Annotated in this window: 13 protein-coding genes and 2 pseudogenes; 7 read left to right on the top strand and 8 right to left on the bottom strand. The window is 53.8% G+C overall.

Annotated features, from left to right (window positions below):
* Positions 1-29: 29 nt before the first annotated feature.
* Positions 30-2300, bottom strand: coding sequence for an NADP-dependent malic enzyme (locus tag GH657_RS02240; RefSeq protein WP_153099187.1), 2271 nt, complete (start codon positions 2298-2300; stop codon positions 30-32).
* A 422-nt stretch (positions 2301-2722) separates the two neighbouring features.
* Here GH657_RS02240 and GH657_RS02235 point away from each other — a divergent pair, with 422 nt between their 5' ends.
* Positions 2723-3406, top strand: a complete 684-nt coding sequence (locus GH657_RS02235) for an orotate phosphoribosyltransferase (protein WP_153099186.1) — start codon at positions 2723-2725, stop codon at positions 3404-3406.
* Between the two features lie 96 nt (positions 3407-3502).
* On the opposite strand, the gene GH657_RS02230 is transcribed toward GH657_RS02235, so the two are convergent.
* Positions 3503-4177, bottom strand: a complete 675-nt coding sequence (locus GH657_RS02230; RefSeq protein WP_153099185.1) for a response regulator — start codon at positions 4175-4177, stop codon at positions 3503-3505.
* A gap of 284 nt (positions 4178-4461) precedes the next feature.
* On the opposite strand from GH657_RS02230, the gene GH657_RS02225 reads away from it, so the two are divergent.
* From GH657_RS02225 to GH657_RS02215, 3 genes are all read left to right on the top strand, one after another.
* Positions 4462-5061: a YbhB/YbcL family Raf kinase inhibitor-like protein gene (locus GH657_RS02225; RefSeq protein WP_153101600.1), complete on the top strand. Its 600-nt coding sequence runs from the start codon at positions 4462-4464 to the stop codon at positions 5059-5061.
* 182 nt (positions 5062-5243) lie between these two features.
* On the top strand, positions 5244-6191 hold the full coding sequence (gene argC, locus GH657_RS02220; protein ID WP_153099184.1) for an N-acetyl-gamma-glutamyl-phosphate reductase: 948 nt from the start codon (positions 5244-5246) through the stop codon (positions 6189-6191).
* Between the two features lie 442 nt (positions 6192-6633).
* Positions 6634-6921 (top strand): hypothetical protein, encoded by a 288-nt coding sequence (locus GH657_RS02215; protein ID WP_153099183.1) that lies wholly within the window; start codon positions 6634-6636, stop codon positions 6919-6921.
* 109 nt (positions 6922-7030) lie between these two features.
* Here GH657_RS02215 and GH657_RS02210 read toward each other — a convergent pair whose 3' ends face one another.
* A complete protein-coding gene (locus GH657_RS02210) occupies positions 7031-7243 on the bottom strand; it encodes a hypothetical protein (protein ID WP_153099182.1) in 213 nt (70 codons plus the stop codon).
* Positions 7244-7537: 294 nt separating this feature from the next.
* Entirely contained in the window at positions 7538-8299 is a 762-nt protein-coding gene (locus GH657_RS02205) for a carbonic anhydrase (protein WP_174769853.1), read from the bottom strand.
* Between the two features lie 753 nt (positions 8300-9052).
* Between GH657_RS02205 and GH657_RS02200 the strand changes: the two genes are divergently transcribed.
* The 3 genes from GH657_RS02200 (at position 9053) to GH657_RS02190 (ending at position 11025) form a co-directional block, all read left to right on the top strand.
* On the top strand, positions 9053-9337 hold the full coding sequence (locus GH657_RS02200; protein ID WP_153099180.1) for a hypothetical protein: 285 nt from the start codon (positions 9053-9055) through the stop codon (positions 9335-9337).
* A gap of 182 nt (positions 9338-9519) precedes the next feature.
* A complete protein-coding gene (locus GH657_RS02195; RefSeq protein WP_153099179.1) occupies positions 9520-10167 on the top strand; it encodes a hypothetical protein in 648 nt (215 codons plus the stop codon).
* 417 nt (positions 10168-10584) lie between these two features.
* Positions 10585-11025 carry a hypothetical protein gene (locus GH657_RS02190; RefSeq protein ID WP_153099178.1) on the top strand — a complete coding sequence of 147 codons (441 nt, stop codon included), beginning with the start codon at positions 10585-10587 and terminating at the stop codon, positions 11023-11025.
* 111 nt (positions 11026-11136) lie between these two features.
* Here GH657_RS02190 and GH657_RS02185 read toward each other — a convergent pair.
* From GH657_RS02185 to GH657_RS02170, 4 genes and pseudogenes are all read right to left on the bottom strand, one after another.
* Positions 11137-12209, bottom strand: a pseudogene (locus tag GH657_RS02185) (IS3 family transposase).
* Positions 12210-12294: 85 nt separating this feature from the next.
* A protein-coding gene (locus GH657_RS02180; protein ID WP_153099177.1) for an IS3 family transposase occupies positions 12295-13457 on the bottom strand; the annotation gives its coding sequence in 2 pieces (ribosomal slippage) (positions 12295-13193 and positions 13193-13457; 1164 coding nt in all).
* 54 nt (positions 13458-13511) lie between these two features.
* A pseudogene (locus GH657_RS02175) lies at positions 13512-13712 on the bottom strand (transposase); the annotation flags it as partial.
* Positions 13713-13724: 12 nt separating this feature from the next.
* Positions 13725-17735, bottom strand: a complete 4011-nt coding sequence (locus GH657_RS02170; RefSeq protein WP_153099176.1) for a DUF4365 domain-containing protein — start codon at positions 17733-17735, stop codon at positions 13725-13727.
* Between the last annotated feature and the right edge of the window lie 300 nt (positions 17736-18035).

Genomic DNA, 18035 nt, shown 5'->3' with positions numbered 1-18035 from the left:
TTTTGCCTTGAACCCCGAAACGGCCAGGATCACCCCGCGCGAACGTTCGCCGCAGCCACCGCTGTCATATTGATGATGCGTCGCGCCGTCGCGGCGGGCGTCAGGATATGCACCGGCTTTTCTACGCCGAGCAGAAAGGGCCCGACCGTCACACCATCGCCGCCAATCATTTTCAGCAGGTTGTACGTTATGTTGGCCGCTTCGACATTCGGCATGATCAGCAAGTTGGCTTCGCCCGTCAGTGCCGACCCCGGGAACGCGGCCTTGCGCACCACTTCGGAAAGCGCCGCATCGCCATGCATTTCACCATCAACTTCCAGACCTGGCGCACGTTGCACAATCAGCTTGCGCGCTGCCGCCATTCGTTGCGACGATGCAGAAGGCGCACTGCCAAAGTTCGAATTTGAAAGCAATGCCACCTTTGGCGTGATGCCAAACTTCTCGATTTCACGCGCGGCAAGAATGGTCATGTCAGCTAGTTGCTCGGCGTCTGGCTGCTCATTCACGTAAGTATCGCAAATGAACAGGTTGCGTCCCGGCAGCATCAGCAGGTTCATGGCCGCCAGGCTCTGCGCGTTATCAGCCTTGCCCAGCACTTGCTCGATAAACTTCAGATGGCTGTGATACGTGTCGATCATGCCGCAAATCATGCCATCCGCATCGCCCAGGCGCACCAGGATCGCGCCAATCAGCGTATTGAACTTGCGCATCGCAGCTTTTGCCACCTCAGGCGTCACACCTTCGCGCGCACCAATCTCGTGATATTCCTGCCAGCACTTCTGATAACGCGGGTCATCTTCAGGATTGACGATTTCGAAATCTTCACCGCAACGCAGTTTCGAACCCATCTTCTTCAGACGCATTTCGACAACAGCTGGCCGGCCAATAATGATCGGCCGGGCGATTTTTTCCAGCAGCACGAACTGCGCGGCACGCAGCACGCGCTCATCCTCACCTTCAGCAAACACGATGCGCGCCGCCTGTGCCTTCGCCGCGGCAAACACCGGACGCATCACCATGCCCGAGCGATAAACGGTTGTACCCAGTTCTTCGCGGTAGGCATCCATGTCCAGAATTGGGCGCGTGGCCACGCCTGAATCCATCGCCGCCTGCGCCACTGCCGGTGCAATCTTGATGATGAGCCGTGGGTCGAACGGCTTCGGAATCAGATAATCCGGTCCGAACTCAAGCGAGTGGCCTTCATAGGCTTTTGCGACTTCATCGCCCTGGTCGGTTTCTTCAGCAAGCTCGGCGATGGCGCGAACGCAGGCTAGCTTCATTTCCTCGGTGATCGTCGTGGCGCCGACATCCAGCGCGCCGCGGAAGATAAACGGAAAACACAGCACGTTATTGACCTGATTCGGATAGTCCGATCGACCTGTGGCGATGATGCAGTCTGGACGCACTTTTTTCGCCTCTTCGGGGCGAATTTCCGGTTCGGGATTGGCCAGCGCGAGAATCAGCGGCTGCGTGCCCATTTCCTTGACCATCTCGGGCTTCAGCACGCCAGCGCTGGAACAGCCGAGAAACACATCGGCCCCCTGGATTGCATCTGCAAGCGTGCGGGCAGAGGTATTGGCGGCATAGCGCTCTTTCGACGGATCGAGATTGCCACGGCCTTCGTAAATCACGCCTTTTGAATCAGCGACCAGAACATTCTTCTTTGACAGACCGAGATTGACCAGCAAGTCGAGGCATGCAATCGCGGCAGCGCCTGCGCCGGAGCACACCAGTTTGACTTCATCGAGCTTTTTTCCGACGACTTTCAGGCCGTTGAGAATCGCGGCTGAAGCAATGATGGCCGTACCGTGCTGGTCATCGTGGAACACCGGAATCTTCATCCGCTCACGGAGTTTTTTCTCGATGTAAAAGCACTCGGGCGCCTTGATGTCTTCGAGATTGATACCGCCCAGCGTGGGCTCGAGCATCGCAATGGCTTCGACCAGCTTGTCCGGATCGGACTCAGCCAGCTCGATATCAAATACGTCAATGCCGGCGAACTTCTTAAACAGGCAACCCTTGCCTTCCATCACCGGCTTGGCGGCCAGCGGCCCGATATTGCCCAGCCCAAGCACTGCCGTACCATTTGTAATCACACCCACCAGGTTACCGCGCGAAGTGTACTTTTGCGCGTCAAGCGGATTGGCATAAATCGCCTCGCACGCCGCGGCAACACCCGGTGAATACGCAAGCGAAAGATCCAGCTGGTTCGACAGCGGTTTGGTTGGCGTGACGGAAATCTTGCCGGGTTTCGGATTCTGGTGATAGGCGAGAGCGCTTTGCTTCAGTTGTTCGTCCATTTTTTAGCCTGCGAGACGTAAGTAAATAAAGCCCGGCTCAAGGCTGGATGCGTTGCTTGCGGGATCGAAAGGGTAATCGACTGCGGCGGCTTCACGCATGCGCGGGTTGAGCGCGGCGGCGAGCCTGGGCGGCAAACATGACAGCACAGAGCTTTTTGCGGGGCGGCCAGTGTACACCCCATGGGGGACCTTTCGGGAGATCAGAATAACAAGTAGCACAGTCTCGATATAACCCCAGAGGTCTCTGGGCAGCCTCGTCGGCGCATGTCGAATCGGGTAAACTGCCGGGCTTGGCGGGCCTGGCTTTGGCTGGCTTGGCCGCGCTGGACCATGTTCTTCGACATACGGCTAGCGGGGCAAGCTCAACACCGGCCCAACACCGGGCTGCACGCCTTTTTCCGCTTTCATCCAAGGATTGCCCCATGACAGGCTTCGATCGCCAGACGATCTCCGACACCACGGCAAAAATGCTGCTTGAAGTACAAGCCGTGCATTTCAATGCGGACAAACCGTATATTTTCACCTCGGGCTGGGCTAGCCCTGTCTATATTGATTGCCGCAAGCTGATTTCGTACCCACGGGTGCGGCGTGGCCTGATGGAAATGGCCGAAACCACGATTTTGCGTGATGTCGGCTACGAACAAATTGATGCGGTCGCCGGTGGCGAAACGGCAGGTATTCCTTTCGCGGCATGGCTTTCCGACCGCCTGATGGTGCCCATGCAATACGTGCGCAAAAAACCCAAAGGGTTTGGCCGGAACGCACAAATCGAAGGGCTGCTGACAGAGGGGCAACGCGTCCTGCTGGTTGAAGACCTGACCACCGACAGTCGTAGCAAGATCAATTTCATCAATGCGTTACGTACAGCCGGAGCAACGGTCAACCACTGCTTCGTGCTATTTCACTACAACATCTTTAAAGAAAGCGTATCCGTGCTGAAAGACATCGATGTCGACCTGCACGCACTGGCAACGTGGTGGGATGTGCTGCGCGTCGCAAAGGCCTCGGGATATTTCGAAACCAGGACGCTCGATGAAGTAGAGAAGTTCCTGCACGCCCCCGCTGAATGGTCCGCCGCACACGGCGGCGCATCAGCACCCAAATAAACGGTTCAGGAACTGGCAAAAAGCCACCGCGAGCCACCGCATCATATAAGGCGGTGGCTTTTTTACGCCTTCATGAGGCTTGTGCTGGCACGGGCACTATTCACTTTCGCTAGACGAAGACAAATTAGCCAAGCCATTGCTTTGAGCGTACTGAAACAACTCTGAATCACGATCCAGCCCCAGCTTGCGCATGGCGGTATTTTTTTGCGTGCTGATGGTCTTGATACTCCGATTGAGCTGCTCAGATATCTCTTTAATCGTCATGCCGGAGACAAACAGCCGAACGACCTCAAGTTCGCGCTTCGACAGAATGACTTCGTCATTCTTGCCACCGGCATTCATGCGCAAAGCATCAAGCGCGGCTTTGACTGACGGACTCATATATTCAAGGCTGCGGCAGACATGCTGTACCGCCAATCCAATATGACTCAAATCGTCTGCTTTATTTACGACCGAAATCACACCCAGTTCGCTTAAGCGTTTAAGCAGCGCTGCATTTTCCAGCATGGTCAGCACCACGATGGGCAACAAGGGGAAATTTCGACGCAAATAACCGATTAGCGGCAAACCATCGCCGAATTGTCCGCCTGGCATCGCTAAATCGGTAACCAGCACGTCACACGGTACTGTCTGCAATATCTTGACCAGCTCGGTGGACTGACGCGCGCGCGCAACTACCTCGATTCCTGGGAATTTAAGCAATGCATGTTCGGCACCAAATAAAATCACCGGATGATCATCAGCTACTACGACCCTGACTGGATCTGGCATTGCGCTCCCTTCAACCGATAACCGATAACCGACGCCCTAATATTTCAGTCATGCAGCTATTCTAAGTTTTAAATGTGTTGATATTCCTGCAACTCAATCCATGCATGCTACTTTTTCGACTCTAGCCGAATTTCTCTTCAATCCAGGCTCTTAGCGCATGCAATGAATTTCTGTGTGCAAGCGCAATGTTAGACTCAATTCATTTTTCAGATAGCTTTTTGCGACAATTAGCATCAAACGACGGATTGTTCCACGTCCCTGAAAAGGAGAATTGGTACATGTTCATGCGCCTGTGCAGCCCAAGCACTCCGCCTGCTTCGCTCCGCTTTTATCTGCCATTTTCACGCCGCGCAATTGTTGTTTTCGCGCTCATTGGTTCGTTTGGTCCACAAGCATTAGCTGCCTCATTTACCGTCACGAGCAGCAGTCTGCAGATCGATCACGCAACAACATTCACGCCTGTTTCCAGCCAGATAACCTGCGCGGGCGGCAACCGCTCACCCCAGTTGTCATGGCGCAATGCGCCTGCAGGCACACGCAGTTTTGCAATTACCGTCTTCGATCCCGATGCGCCGGGCAGGGGCGTCTGGCACTGGGCGGTCGCTGAAATTCCCGCCACAGTTAGCCAACTGCCCGAAAATGCCAGCGCCTCTGGCCATCTACAACGACTGGGAGCAATGGAAGCTCGCAATGATTTTGGCACCGAGGGCTATAACGGCCTATGCCCACCACGAGGCCAGACACATCGGTACATCATCACTGTCTACGCCCTCGGCACAACTGGCCTGCATCTCGCACCAGGCAGACCCGCGCTGATGTTCGACCATGAACTGGGCCTTGCAACACTCGGCTCAGCCAGTCTCATCGTGCGTTATGGCCGCTAACCGGCCGCTAACCGTAAGACACATTCTCCGTAACGCCATCGGGTGGAGCGACATTTTACGATAATGTGCCAATTCAGGCGCTACTGCCCTATTCATTGCTCCTCGAGTCCAACGAGGTTTTAGAATGACGCCTCTGCATCCTGGAATGCCCTTTGCATTCCAGCCAAGCCAGTGAGATCAAAATGAGCACGAAAGTTTTTGTCGACGGACAGGAAGGCACTACCGGTCTGAAGATTTTTGAATATCTGTCATCCCGCACCGACGTCGAAATCTTGCGTATTGATGAAGCCAGGCGCAAAGACCTCGATGAACGGCGGCGCCTGATCAACACGTCCGATGTCACGTTTCTATGTCTGCCGGATACCGCCTCGCGTGAATCAGCCATGCTAGTCGAAAATTCGCGGACGATCCTGATCGATGCCAGTACAGCGTTTCGCACTAGCGCTGACTGGGCCTACGGCCTGCCCGAACTGGCCCCCAGCCAACGCGAACACATCCGCCATGCCAAGCGCATTGCCGTGCCCGGTTGCCATGCATCGGCCTTCGTGCTGGCCATGCGGCCGCTCGTCGAAGCGGCTGCGATTGATCCCGCATTCGCGGCGCACAGCTATTCGATCACGGGCTACAGCGGCGGCGGAAAAAAGATGATCGCCGACTACGAAGCCGGAGGTAATGCGCGGCTTGACAGTCCTCGCCCTTATGCTCTCGGCCTGACCCATAAACATTTGCCCGAAATGGCGGCACATACGGGCCTCACGCATCCACCGCTATTCACACCTATCGTCGGCAATTTTTACCAGGGACTTGCGGTCACCACATACTTTTCGCCCAGCCAGATGGCCCGGCCGATGACGCCGCAAGCCGTTCAGGCGCTGTTCGAGCATTACTACGCCAGGGAAGCATTTGTTCGTGTCGCACCATTCAACGCCGAGGCAAACCTCGATGATGGATTTTTCGACGTTCAGGCCAATAACGGCACTAATCGGGTCGACCTGTTTGTCTTCGGCAATGAAGAGCGCTTCGTCACGGTTGCCCGGCTCGACAACCTCGGTAAAGGTGCGTCGGGCGCGGCCATTCAATGCATGAACCTCAGCATCGGGGCCGCCGAAGACAGCGGTTTAGTGCACTAGCGCAGCAATACGCGCAGGATAAAAAAAGCCCGCCATGGTGGCGGGCTGAATCCATATCAGAGAAGACATGGAGGAGACAAGCCAGACTATAGCAAAGAATTTTGTGCGATGCAACATATCAAAATTGTCAGGCCTATTAATGCTGCATCAGCGCAATCATCGCGCCGAATCCTGCAAATATCCCACCCATCAACCGGCTGAATCATTTTTGCCATGCACCGGTTCTTCGCGCCGTATCGCCGTATTAATGCGTGTCCTACAACTGACATAAACCAGATATCAACTGGCCTCGATGACCGCGAGCGTTGTCACCAACACGCCAGAAATAAGCCGCTCATTATGAGTCGCAGTTAAAAACGCGACGCATCATTCCCGCTACGCTACTCAAACGCCCTCACGCGATGCGTACAATGCGTGTCTAACTTTCAACAGAGATATTTCTATGGCGATGAAAAAAACCGACCTTGAAAAAAACAAGGCACTCAAGCTAACGCACACGATGAAACAGGACAGCGCCGAACGCTACGGCAAAGCCGCCCTGCTCGCCAAACCCGATCGCCGCGAACAACGTCGGCTCGACCAGGCGCAAGGGCTAGTACCGTTCGCCTGCAAACTCAACGTCGATCTGGTCGAACAACTGAAAACACGCGCGGCCGTCCATCCGGATGGCATGACCGGTTTGCTGAGCGAAGTGCTGCATCGTGGGCTCGCAGCTAGCGAAACCGCTTAAGCCTCATAGTTCATTTTTAATTTTTATCTTCGCGCTACGTGCACCATGTAAAACGCCCGGCACTTCGCCGGGCGTTTTAATGGCCGGACAATCCTGATGCAATACGCTACTACTGCGGTGCACCTTTATCGTTTGTCCCCGCAGCCGAGGCCGCTTCTGACACGCTTGCGCGTTTGCCATGTGTTTTTAGATGCTTGTAATGATGTGCCGGTTTTGCAGCACTAGCAGCAGCCGGTGCCACGGTGCCTGAAGCTTGGGCAAAAACCTGAACCGATCCAAGCGCGAGCACGGCAGTAATAAGCGGAACGATGCTTTTCTTCATGTGTTGTTCTCCAGCTAGACGACATTTGTTAACGTGAATAAAACCGCGGCAACGGCAAGATCCGCTCACACCCAGCACTTTGCGGGCTTACCGCTGCGGCAGTATTGCCCAGCGTTTCGAGTTTGTCATCTGATGTAAAACGGGTTGTATTTTTCCAGAAACAACGTTCTTTCAACGCACTTTCTGCAACCAGCAATTAGCGCACAGAAACGTCTCCCGCCCATTTCCTGGCCATCACGTTGGCACACGCCAGATCATTAACTGGCGCGTGCTTCCGGCTGGGAAAATACGCGCTTACAACGCGTTGTCTTCCTCAATTGTCTTGCGCCCGTTGAACGGCTGCACCGGACGGTGATTATCCGAAAACTCCTTGCGAAATGCCTGAATCTGTTTAGCCGACATTTCGATCGGTTCTTCCAGCACCAGCCAATGAACGTTCTCGGTGCAAGGCGGTGTAGTCAGCGAGCCGGTATAAATCAGCCCCTTATGATCGGGCGGCAACAACTCGGCCGGATTAATCTGCACCGCAACGCCGCCCGCACCTTTAGCTGGCAACCGGTCGAAGAGCGAAGCCAGCGCCTTGTTTTCCTTGCCTTCACGGATGAATACGCCAATCACGGCAATCTTGCCATCCTGGCTTTTATTCACCAGATGAAGCTCCATCGGAAACCGCTTGCCATCTAGTTCATGCTCACTCGGTGTGTGAAAGTGAAACTGTGCAAGCGTATAACGTTCGCCTTTAATCTCGATGTGGTTATCGCCACCCGGCAGATCCACTTCAATCGTATGGCCGTTATTCACCATTTTTGCTTCACTGTCGCGGTATTCGAGCTTGAGATCAGTCGCCTTGACCCGTTTTGCCTTATCGCTTTTGAGAGAAACCGGAGACTGCTGCGAGCCGCCCTGACATAACTTGTTTTGCTCACCCAACTGCGACCATTCCTGTGGCCCAGTATTACCGCCATATGACCAATCACCATGTTCAAGCGCAAAAGCCCCTGCTCCAAAACTCATACCCAGAGCAGCCACAATTGCCACACGCGTGAACTTTTTCATCGTAAACATCCTCATCTTAAAATTGAAATTCCCTGTTTTTAAGCCCGGAATGTAAGGGCATTCATCCAAAGGTCATTCCAAAAAAGTTGAGGCGTCCACAATGTCGACACTAAACATTCGGCCAGATGCGCAAGACGATGACGCCCATCATCCCGGACAGGCAAAAGACAAATGTCGTGCTGCACAACCTTTGAACCACTTCGCCGAATGCCTCATGTCAAACGGCATGTCATTCGACATCTTCTTGATGGGTTTGATGATGTGATGGTCACGCTAGCGTCGTCATTCACCAAAACCTAATAGCCAAACCATCAGCAGTGCCAGCTATAACAATAGCGAGCAGATTGCGCCTCAGCATTTTTAAATCCATGGACAAGCTGCTGAAGGAGAAGAGCTACGCGATAAGCAACGACGTCAACTCCTTGAACAGTCAATAATTGCCTGCATAAATTTCATCCGTTTTTTTATCTGCCTCAGCACACCGAATCAGCACAAGAAAGATCGCCCGCTTCTAATTATGCAAATGACATAAAATCCGCCACTGCAACACATTAATCACAAAATTTGAAGAAATGACGAGATTTTTTTCCTGACTGCATAAATTATTTGCTCCTCACTTTCACTATAACGAACGCTGGCAGAAAAATTTCTACGCACCTCTTGGTTTCTGCAGATCTGTCTGCTAGCATGCGGCAACGCTCTGTAACAATTTTCTAATTCATTAAAATTCAAGGCGGCATCCGCGAAGAATTGATGATCATTCACCTTCCTGTCCCGCCAGATACTTCCATGCCCGCGGCATTAAGCCAAAGCTTCTTTTCCCGATTTTTATCAACCCGGCTTTCACGGCCCGACACCGACATAACAGATAGCGCCGTGGTTAACTCTTCTTTAATTTTTGTGCCTCTGCTTTTCTCCTTTCTGGATAAAATTTTTTCACGCCATGCTTCACATGGCTCGCGCGTTTTCTTTGCCTTTATTCACGACAAAAATTTACCCATTCGTAAGTCAGCAATGCATCTTCGTTCAGCTTTTTAACGCTTTTTTGAGTGCGTCATTTAGCGCAGCGGGTCTTGTTCTGACTAGCGCCCCATTGCAGTAACACAAAGTTGTTTATGCAGCACCTGTTCCACGCAAATTGGGCGATGCAACGCCTGGCGCAGCTCGTTCGCCAGGCCATTTATTCACTGTTGAAATTCAATCTCATCAAGGAGCAAAACATGGCAACTCAAGGCAATCTCATTCATCGACGTCTCACCGCAGTTGCGGCAGCATTCGCGCTCACGATGCTTGGCGCGACACCCGCATTCGCGCAAGGCGCTGCAGCGTCTGGCGCCGCAGCAGCTAGCGCCCCTGCAGCTAACGCAGTCGGCCAGCAAGCCGGCGTGGGCGAGGAAACCACGGCACACCTTGAAGCAACGGTTGTGGGTATCGATGCAATATCGAACAGCGTGACCGTGCGCGGACAACGCGGCAATCTGGTAATCATCCAGATCGCTCCAGAAGTCGGTAACGTTGGCAAGTTGCATATCGGTGACACCGTCAATATCGGATATCGCAATGCCTTGCTGATGCGCGCAGACAAGGTCAAGTCAAATGGCATCCGCGAACGGATCGACACGATGGTCACCACGCCGGCCTCAGACGGCATGACGGCCTCCGCACATAACGTGCAGATTCTGGCAACGATCCAGAAACTGGATCACAAACGTCGTCTGCTGACCCTACGCGGCGCGACGCGCACAGAGACATTCCATGTTCCTAACAATATTTCGCTCAAAGGTTTGAAGGTGGGCGATAGCGTTCAGGCAGAATTCGTCTCCGCCACGGCGATTCAGGTGATGCGTAACGGCGAGCCGGTGAAATAAGCTGTGTCGACCACGTAAAACTTAACGTGCCGCGCTGGCTAGCAGGCCAGACGCGGCACGCTTAATGACATCTTCATCGCTTAAAGCACAGCCTTTTGCGGCACAACGGCAGCATCACTCAAGTAACCAGCCCTCCCCGCTCTTAATGAGCACACCGTGCGCCCATCTGACACTATTCACGGCTGACCGATTGCGCTTCGTTTCGTGCGCGCTCGGACTGTCGCTGCAATGCAATGCGCATCTAGATTCTTCAGCCCGATCATCAGGCCCGTCACGCTACGCGCGGCGCTGGATAACCTGACGAATCGCCGCTATTGGGAATTCCAGTATGCGGATTACATCGCGCCTGGCGAACCGAAAACGCTTTCGTTGAATACACGAATGGAATTTTAAAGAGATTGAACCGCACCCCCAAATATGAGAATGATTATCATTTACAATGATGAGGTCATTCTTCATTCGGAGGTATCTATGCAGCAGTCTGACTTTAAGGTTCACGATATCAGCGCGTTTCCCAAGGTACGGTGTGAAGCCAGCCGGATTTATCCAGGCTATGGGCCTCAATGGCGTGATGAACTGGAAGCGCTTATAGCGCGGGATGAGCCGTTTTATCTGGTTTTCAGCGCTGGCGAATTCGATGAAACGCAGGAAGACATACGTCTGCGCACAATTTGGCTGAAAGAAAACAAGGACCGGTTCGCACGGGTGTGCAAAAGCATCGTGAACATTGAGCCCGATGACGCGAAGCGCGAAAAGCTCGCCAAACTTTCTGCCGGTGCGGAGAAGGCTTTTGGTATTCCAGGATTCGTCGTGCGTAGTGAGATCGAAGCTGCGGAGGCTGGGGTGAAATCGCTTTAGGTTGTGGGGCTGTGGGTGGTGGACTCGCCACTCATTGGCTTCACTGGAAGTTGATCGCGCCAGTGAGGTTGGGGTATTCCCCCCATTTCTAGCGGTCGTGAGAGGTAGAGGCTAAGCCGCTATGGCCGATCGTTGTTTCGGGGTTATGCCACCAAGTGCCATGTTCAGGCGCTCGTGATTGTAAGACCACAGCCCTATCGTGGCGTAGTCCTGGACTTCCGTGATGGTTTCGAACAGGTAGTGCGCTAGCCAATCGTATCGAACCGTCCTGCTGTACCGCTCGATGCAGGCGTTCTGCTGAGGCTTTCCAAGCTGAATGAATTGCAGCTTGATTCCTCGCTTTTGCGCCCAGTCGCTGACGTATTCGGGGCCGTTGTCGCAACGAATCGCCGTTGGACAGCCTCGCCACTCAATGATCTGATCCAAGGCGCGGATCACCCGGGGCGACGGCATCGAGAAGTCCACGTCGATGCACAATCCTTCGTTATTGAACTCGTCGATCACGTTGAACAGTCGGATACTACGGCCATCAGCCAGTTGATCGTGCATGAAATCCATCGACCCGCTTTCGTTCAAGGCTGACGGGACTGCCAATGGCTCAGGCTGCTCGCGCACCAACCGCTTGCGTGGCTTGATGCGCAGGTTCAGTCCCCCCCGGTATAGGCGATACACACGCTTATGGTTCCAGCCGAAGCCTTTGACGTTACGCAGATACAGAAAGCACAGGCCGAAGTCCCAATTGCGCTGCTTGTGCGTGAGCTTGACCAGCCAATCAGCGATGACGTCGTTCTGCGACGAATGCTTGGGCTCGATACCGATAGCAGGTCTCGCTCACGCCGAACACCGCACAAGCGGTCTTGATCGGCACGGCGAACTCTCTGACTGCACGCATGGCCATCTCACGTCGATGAGATGCCTCACCACTTTTTTTCGATGGCGTCCTTCAGGATGTCAGCCTTCAAGCGCTCCTCAGCATACATCTTCTTGAGCCTGGCGTTCTCGGCTTCGAGCTCCTTCATGCGCGTCATCAACGCCGCATCCATGCCACCGTACTTGGCGCGCCATTTGTAGAAGCTTGCGCTGCTCATGCCGTATTCCCGGCATAGCTCCGGCACCGGTGTGCCGGCTTCGGCCTGCTTCAAAATGGCGATGATCTGGCTATCTGTAAATCGGGAGGTCTTCATGCAGAATTTCCTAAACTTCCGTTACTGGAAAATTCTACTTCCCGCAACGCTTACTTTTCGGGGTGAATACCCGCCATTGTAGTGGTCAACTGATTCCGGACACCTGGTTAAGTTTTTCTTCCGCGACCGCCGGTGCAACACCGGCATTGAACTGATGCGGTCGAATCCAGTTGTATCGCTGCATCAAATAGAAGCTGATGTCTCGCTGGGCATCCGAGGATGTCGAGTAACCGGTGCTGGGTACCCATTCTGTTTTCAGGCTGCGAAACAACCGCTCCGTAGGCGCGTTATCCCCACAATTTCCGCGCCGACTCATGCTTTGTTGAATCCTGTAGCGCCATAGCCGCTGACGGAACTTCCTGCTGGCGTATTGCCCACCCTGATCGGAGTGAAAGAGCAAATTCGATGGGCGTCCGCGCTGCTCAAAGGCCATATCCAGCGCTTGCACAACCAAGTCGGCATCAGGGCGCACCGAAAATGCCCAGCCGACAATACGGCGCGTGAACAGGTCCAATACGACCGCCAAATAGTGCCACTGGCCCTGCGCCCACACATAGGTGATGTCGCCACACCAAACCTGGTTTTGCCCCGCGACATCGAACTGCCTGTTCAACACATTCGGAATATCAACACGCTCGATCGTAGCCCGGTTATAGGCATGGCCACCGGGCTGCTTGCAAATCAGTCCGAGCTCATCCATGAGCCGGCAGACCTTAAAGCGGCCAATCGTGGAACCGCGCTCGCGCATCATTTCCATAATGCTGCGGCTACCGGCGGAACTGCGGCTCTCGATGAACAGCTCGTGCACGCGACTACGCAAAGCCATACGCTGCGAATCAACACGCTCGCGCCGCTGCCGATACGCGTAATAGCAAGAACGCGGCACGTCGAACAGAGCACACAGCAAGGCGACGGATTCATTGCCGCCGATCTGATCGATTATTTCGTACGTTCGATCCCTTCCGACATGAGCAGCGCAGTAGCTTTTTTTAAAATGCTCTTCTCCCGCTCGAGTCGCTCGACCCGCGCCTCAAGCTCTTGAATCCGTTGTTGCTCCAGTGTCATCGCCGGGCTCTGTGGCGTGACGCCACGCCGCTCGTCATGCAGTTGCTGGACCCAGCGACGCAGGACCGATTCCGCGATGCCCACGGAACGACTCGCATCCGCGTGATTGTAGTTCTGGTCAAGAACCAGGGACGCAGCACTGCGCTTGAAATCAGGAGAAAACGATCGACGTTGCTTGCTCATCAGACACCTCGTTATGGCGAGCATTCTCGCCTAAATTGGTGTCCGGCTTCATTAGGCCACTACACCATCGCGCTCACCGTGGTCGACCTGGTCTCGCTTGACCCACTCGTGCAGTGTCTGCGGTATGCAGCCGATCATCGGCGCAATCAATTCGATCACCGCCCACATCGACGGATGTTCGCTACGCTGCTCACGCACCAGACGCACTGCACGCTCCCGGACTTCCGGGGAAAACCTGGTTACCTTCTTGTTCATGGCTCCATTCTCTCAAGAGTTGGAGCCTCCACAAAATCCGGGGCGGTTCAACTCGGCAAGTCCGTCTGCAAACGCGTGAATGCGCTTCCGGTCTCGTTCGACTATGTCAGGAATAGCAGCCATTACCCCCTGCGAGAACCATGCTGCCTCTTGCGTTCCTGCCTCTACGCAATCCTGCAGCCGCGGAACTATCTGGTCGCAACCTGTAACGCTCATAGCAGCGGCGCAAATTTTTGAAAATTTCGCGACAAACCGAATAGCCTCAGCCTCATGTGCTGTCTCCATCCTATCGCCATGCTCTAGCTCCACCGTCAATTTGAAGCTGCTCCACGCCTTTTTTAGCAACGACGGCTCTAGCACGTATGCAAAGTAAAACAAAACAGCAGCGCGATTCTGCTCCACCGGCGCCTGTGCCCTTCCGAATTTTAGTTTCTCCAACCAAGATGACCATACCGCCGCAATAAGGTTGGAAGATACGCTCTCGCGTTCTAAAAGAAGCTGGATGACCGACTGAATGTGGTTTGACATTTCCCCGAAATCTCGTTCTGGCCACCATACCGCTCTCGCTAACGTAGCAAACGTTTCTGTTCTTTCGAGAGCATCAGCCACTTTACCCAAGGAACCAAAACGAAGAGGTTCTCTGAGAATTGGTTCGAGAAACACATTGTTCGGCACTCTCACGGAGACATGCCATTTGCACAAAAGCGCATACATCCCGCTTACCTGTCGGAGGTCAAAGAAACCTCTTTCAAGCGCCCAACGCAACACATCTAGTGTACAAAAAGATTTCGTGGGTGCAGGCGACTCCTCAGCCATTGCGCGAACAACGAAATCGTCCGAGTAAAGCGCAAACCCAGCCTCGATTAGCGACTCACACTCAAAAACAAGGTGCTTTGGCTGCACCCTCCTAGGATTGACATCCAGCTCCACATGGGGTTGCTCGATTCTTTCCAGGTTACTTTGGATGAAAGCCAGCAGCCGCTTCGCGACCTCCCCGCCTCGAGGCGAGGCAAAGTGATTGCTAGACAGTTGCGAAAGGTAGGTGACCGTCCTACGGCTTATCGCGACCTTTGGCCATAGCTGAAAAATCGCATCCAGCATATCCAAATCCAGCAGCACCATCAGTGCGCTCAAATCGATTGCCGGGACCTTCCCTAGCTCATCGAACGCTAGCTCGATGGTTCCACCCAACATCATTCCCAGATGGAATTGCCTTAGCTCCCGGCCTGAGACTTTGCCGAGTTCCCATAATGAGAGCGGGTCCGGAACGTAATGTAATGCGTATCCAGGTCGCATGACGTAGGGAACAAGGATTTTTCCGTCCTTGAGTTGCCTCTCCAAGCGCAAGTATTCACGAGCCTTAGCCCGCCAGTCTCCCAGCACAGGCGCCAAGCTCGTCATTAGCGAGTCTGGTGAATCGCCATTCTCCGGCTGGATAAGCTTGAAATTCCTCGACTCCGGGAATCGCGACGAATATGCATTCGTTCGCGTCAGAAAATCTTGAAGCGAACCACCGGAGAACTCAATTCCACGGACAAACAACAAACTTGAGGCCAACGACAGGTACAGAGCCTCCTCCTCTTCGTCCTCTTGAGAGACACTGAGGGAAAATTCGTCGAGGAGCGCCCTCACCTCGTCTGGAGGAGCACTCGTCTCGGCCTTGATGAGGATGAGTAACCGCAGACACTCAATGCGCTCATCATGACCTTTAACATTCGCCAATAAGCGCTCCAGAACATCTATGGCTTTATCGAAATACGATAAACGGAAGCAAAGACCAAGATACGCGTGGAGCAACTCAAGAGTCACATCTTCAGACGACAACCCTTGTTCGTATTCAGAGAAAGCGGCAGCAACGCTCCCAGCGTTATCCAGCGCGATGGCCTTAATGGCGGTCAACTGGGGAGTCGCTCCAAATCTGGCTATAGCGAGATTTACTTCGGCCTGGGCTGCGTCCCAACGCTTCAGTGTAAAGTACGCTTGGATGATTTTACGCGTGTCGCCGAAGGTAATTTGTTGGCTTTCACGGAGGAAGGCGACCACTTCCAGAATAATCTCTGCTGTACTGCCGTCGTAGGAGCTCAGCACACCCAAGACATTACGCGCAATAAACCTCGAACCTCGATGCCGCTCCCAGACGTTGACGAGCACCGCCCCCCATTGAGCAGCGTCCTGCCCCTTTCGCCTGGAATCGATAGCTACGCGAAAGAAATCCACGTAATCAGCCCAATTGCTCCGTTCGCCAAGCGCCAAAAGGAACTTTTGACACTCAAGTGGCCTACCACACTGAGAGGCTGCCGATGCAGCCATACCAATGGCAACCGGTGCAACATTAGTCTCGACCTTAAGGCTTTCTAAGTTCGCGTCTGCGAACTCCCAGCAATCTTGGTTTTTCCCCGCTTGGTGATATAGCATCACCCGTCGGCCAATTACCGACGGTGACAATGGCAGACGGAGGTTTGGCACCAGAGCTTCTTTGAATCGCCCCAAGGAAACACACAGCGCCTCGAAAGCCTTCTGCATCCCTTCGCACCAGGGCAACGCTTGGGCCGCTTCGTCGAATAGGGAGTACAGTTCCCCCGCTCGATTCAGCATCATCGCAGTGCTGCCAGCCACGTCGGTCAGAAATTCCACACTCTGCGGCCAGCCTAGCTCGCGAAAAATACCGAGCGCGGCGCAGGCGTCCATCCAAACGGAATGCAGTAATGCAACGTCGACCCCAGCCGGCCCTGAAAGCGGCAACTCTCCGTCATCGGGAATCGGACCAATTGCCGCATACCACTGGCTTCGGGCCCTGGTTGTGAGAATCGCTGCACGGTCGCGCGGATTTAGATTTTCTTGCAACAACGCATCGGCACATACCGAATTAGCGTGTGAGAATTCCCTCCGAAACAAGAACCAGATCGCCCGCATAAGTGCACGCTCAATCGAGGGCAACTCTGAAAGTTGAGCGTCGACTCCGGATTCGTCATTTAACGAAATAAGAATTCTTGCCGCCAGTACTTTTGCCTCAATCGCAGTTCGACCGCTTAGTTGGGATAGCCAGGTCCGACATGCTTCCTCTTTGCGTTCATTTTCTTGCACAAACCTCATCTCAATAGCGGCAACCAAGTATACGTCCCGAGTTTGGACTAACCGTGCCGCCTCATCAAACTTGATTAATGCCTCGCGTCCTTTACCCTTCCGGTTCAACAATTTTCCCGCCAGATACGCATACTCCGCCCGCTCTGGGTCGCTCATCGCCTGAGCGTCAATCCGGTGATGTATTTCGCCAGCCCTGTCCCAATTACCGTTGCGCAGCGCCTCCGCTACATCAAGCAATGCGCTTACTGCGGTACCACTGGGAGGCGCCGGCCAAATTTCCGTCCGGTCAAGAAGAGCAGGGATAACTTCCGGACGTTCAGACAGTGCTGCGCCAAGCGCCTGCATCGCAACATCCGGAGAGTCGATGTCGGTTACCTCGACAACCAGAGAACTGAGGTCAACAGCCTGCCTGAAAAACCGGTTCCTAGCCTCTAGATGGGTCGAAATGTCTAACTGGTGAGTTAGCCGATTCGCTCTCGGCAAGTGCAGTGCATGTGTCGCCGGTAATTTCCTTCCAAGAGGTGTCCGGAAGAAATCCTTTGGCAAAGCCTCATTAATCCAGACATAGTAAGTTTCGCCAGCGAATGGTCTAGGCAAATCGTCTGGCACGACACAAACAACAAGAAGCGTCGGCTCCGACGTGTTCGCATACATGCGTAGTGCTGACGTAGCGAGGCGAAACGAAAGTGCTTCCTGGCTGTTCACCCAATGGGGTTTCGTCGTGCCTTTAAGTTGGACGCGAAACGTGTGCTTTACTTGAGTGCCAACCTTCATCTGGACTTGGTAGTCGAACCCAAAATCCGAATCCCCTGCTAACTCGGTCTCAATCCAGTCGGATGGCTTCGCGTTTGTAAAGATACCTTTTGCATACCTGCCAATTTCCTGTGATTGTCCCTCTTCAGGGTAATAGACATCGTTGCTATCGGCATCCGGCCCCATCGCATTCGTCTCTGTATTGGTTTTGGTTTAAAAGGTCGAACAGTTTTCGCTGAGGCCAGCCATCCCAGCAATGCCGAATGCCCGGCAGCCATGGCCAATAGTAAGTGACCGGTGAAACATTGAGTTTTGCAGAAGAACCCGCTCGACAATTCCCCTTTGCGGCACCACAGCCTGAAGCACTACCAATCTCACTTTTCCTCAAGCTGCTTATGCAGTTTTAAAATATCTATGAAGGTCAGCATCGGATGCCGGTTTTCGATAGTCCTGAGCGAGTATTCTACATACGGTGGTGGGCATAAC

It is taken from the genome of Paraburkholderia hayleyella, assembly GCF_009455685.1.
Taxonomy (GTDB): Bacteria; Pseudomonadota; Gammaproteobacteria; order Burkholderiales; family Burkholderiaceae; genus Paraburkholderia; species Paraburkholderia hayleyella.
Note: the sequence above shows the minus strand (reverse complement) of the source record. Positions and strands in the feature narration are given on the sequence as shown.

Coding starts and splice junctions, on each gene's coding strand:
- GH657_RS02240 (WP_153099187.1), bottom strand. CDS start 2,300: ATGGACGAACAACTGAAGCAAAGCGCTCTCGCCTATCACCAGAATCCG.
- GH657_RS02235 (WP_153099186.1), top strand. CDS start 2,723: ATGACAGGCTTCGATCGCCAGACGATCTCCGACACCACGGCAAAAATG.
- GH657_RS02230 (WP_153099185.1), bottom strand. CDS start 4,177: ATGCCAGATCCAGTCAGGGTCGTAGTAGCTGATGATCATCCGGTGATT.
- GH657_RS02225 (WP_153101600.1), top strand. CDS start 4,462: ATGCGCCTGTGCAGCCCAAGCACTCCGCCTGCTTCGCTCCGCTTTTAT.
- argC (WP_153099184.1), top strand. CDS start 5,244: ATGAGCACGAAAGTTTTTGTCGACGGACAGGAAGGCACTACCGGTCTG.
- GH657_RS02215 (WP_153099183.1), top strand. CDS start 6,634: ATGGCGATGAAAAAAACCGACCTTGAAAAAAACAAGGCACTCAAGCTA.
- GH657_RS02210 (WP_153099182.1), bottom strand. CDS start 7,243: ATGAAGAAAAGCATCGTTCCGCTTATTACTGCCGTGCTCGCGCTTGGA.
- GH657_RS02205 (WP_174769853.1), bottom strand. CDS start 8,299: ATGAAAAAGTTCACGCGTGTGGCAATTGTGGCTGCTCTGGGTATGAGT.
- GH657_RS02200 (WP_153099180.1), top strand. CDS start 9,053: ATGATCATTCACCTTCCTGTCCCGCCAGATACTTCCATGCCCGCGGCA.
- GH657_RS02195 (WP_153099179.1), top strand. CDS start 9,520: ATGGCAACTCAAGGCAATCTCATTCATCGACGTCTCACCGCAGTTGCG.
- GH657_RS02190 (WP_153099178.1), top strand. CDS start 10,585: ATGAGAATGATTATCATTTACAATGATGAGGTCATTCTTCATTCGGAG.
- GH657_RS02170 (WP_153099176.1), bottom strand. CDS start 17,735: ATGGGGCCGGATGCCGATAGCAACGATGTCTATTACCCTGAAGAGGGA.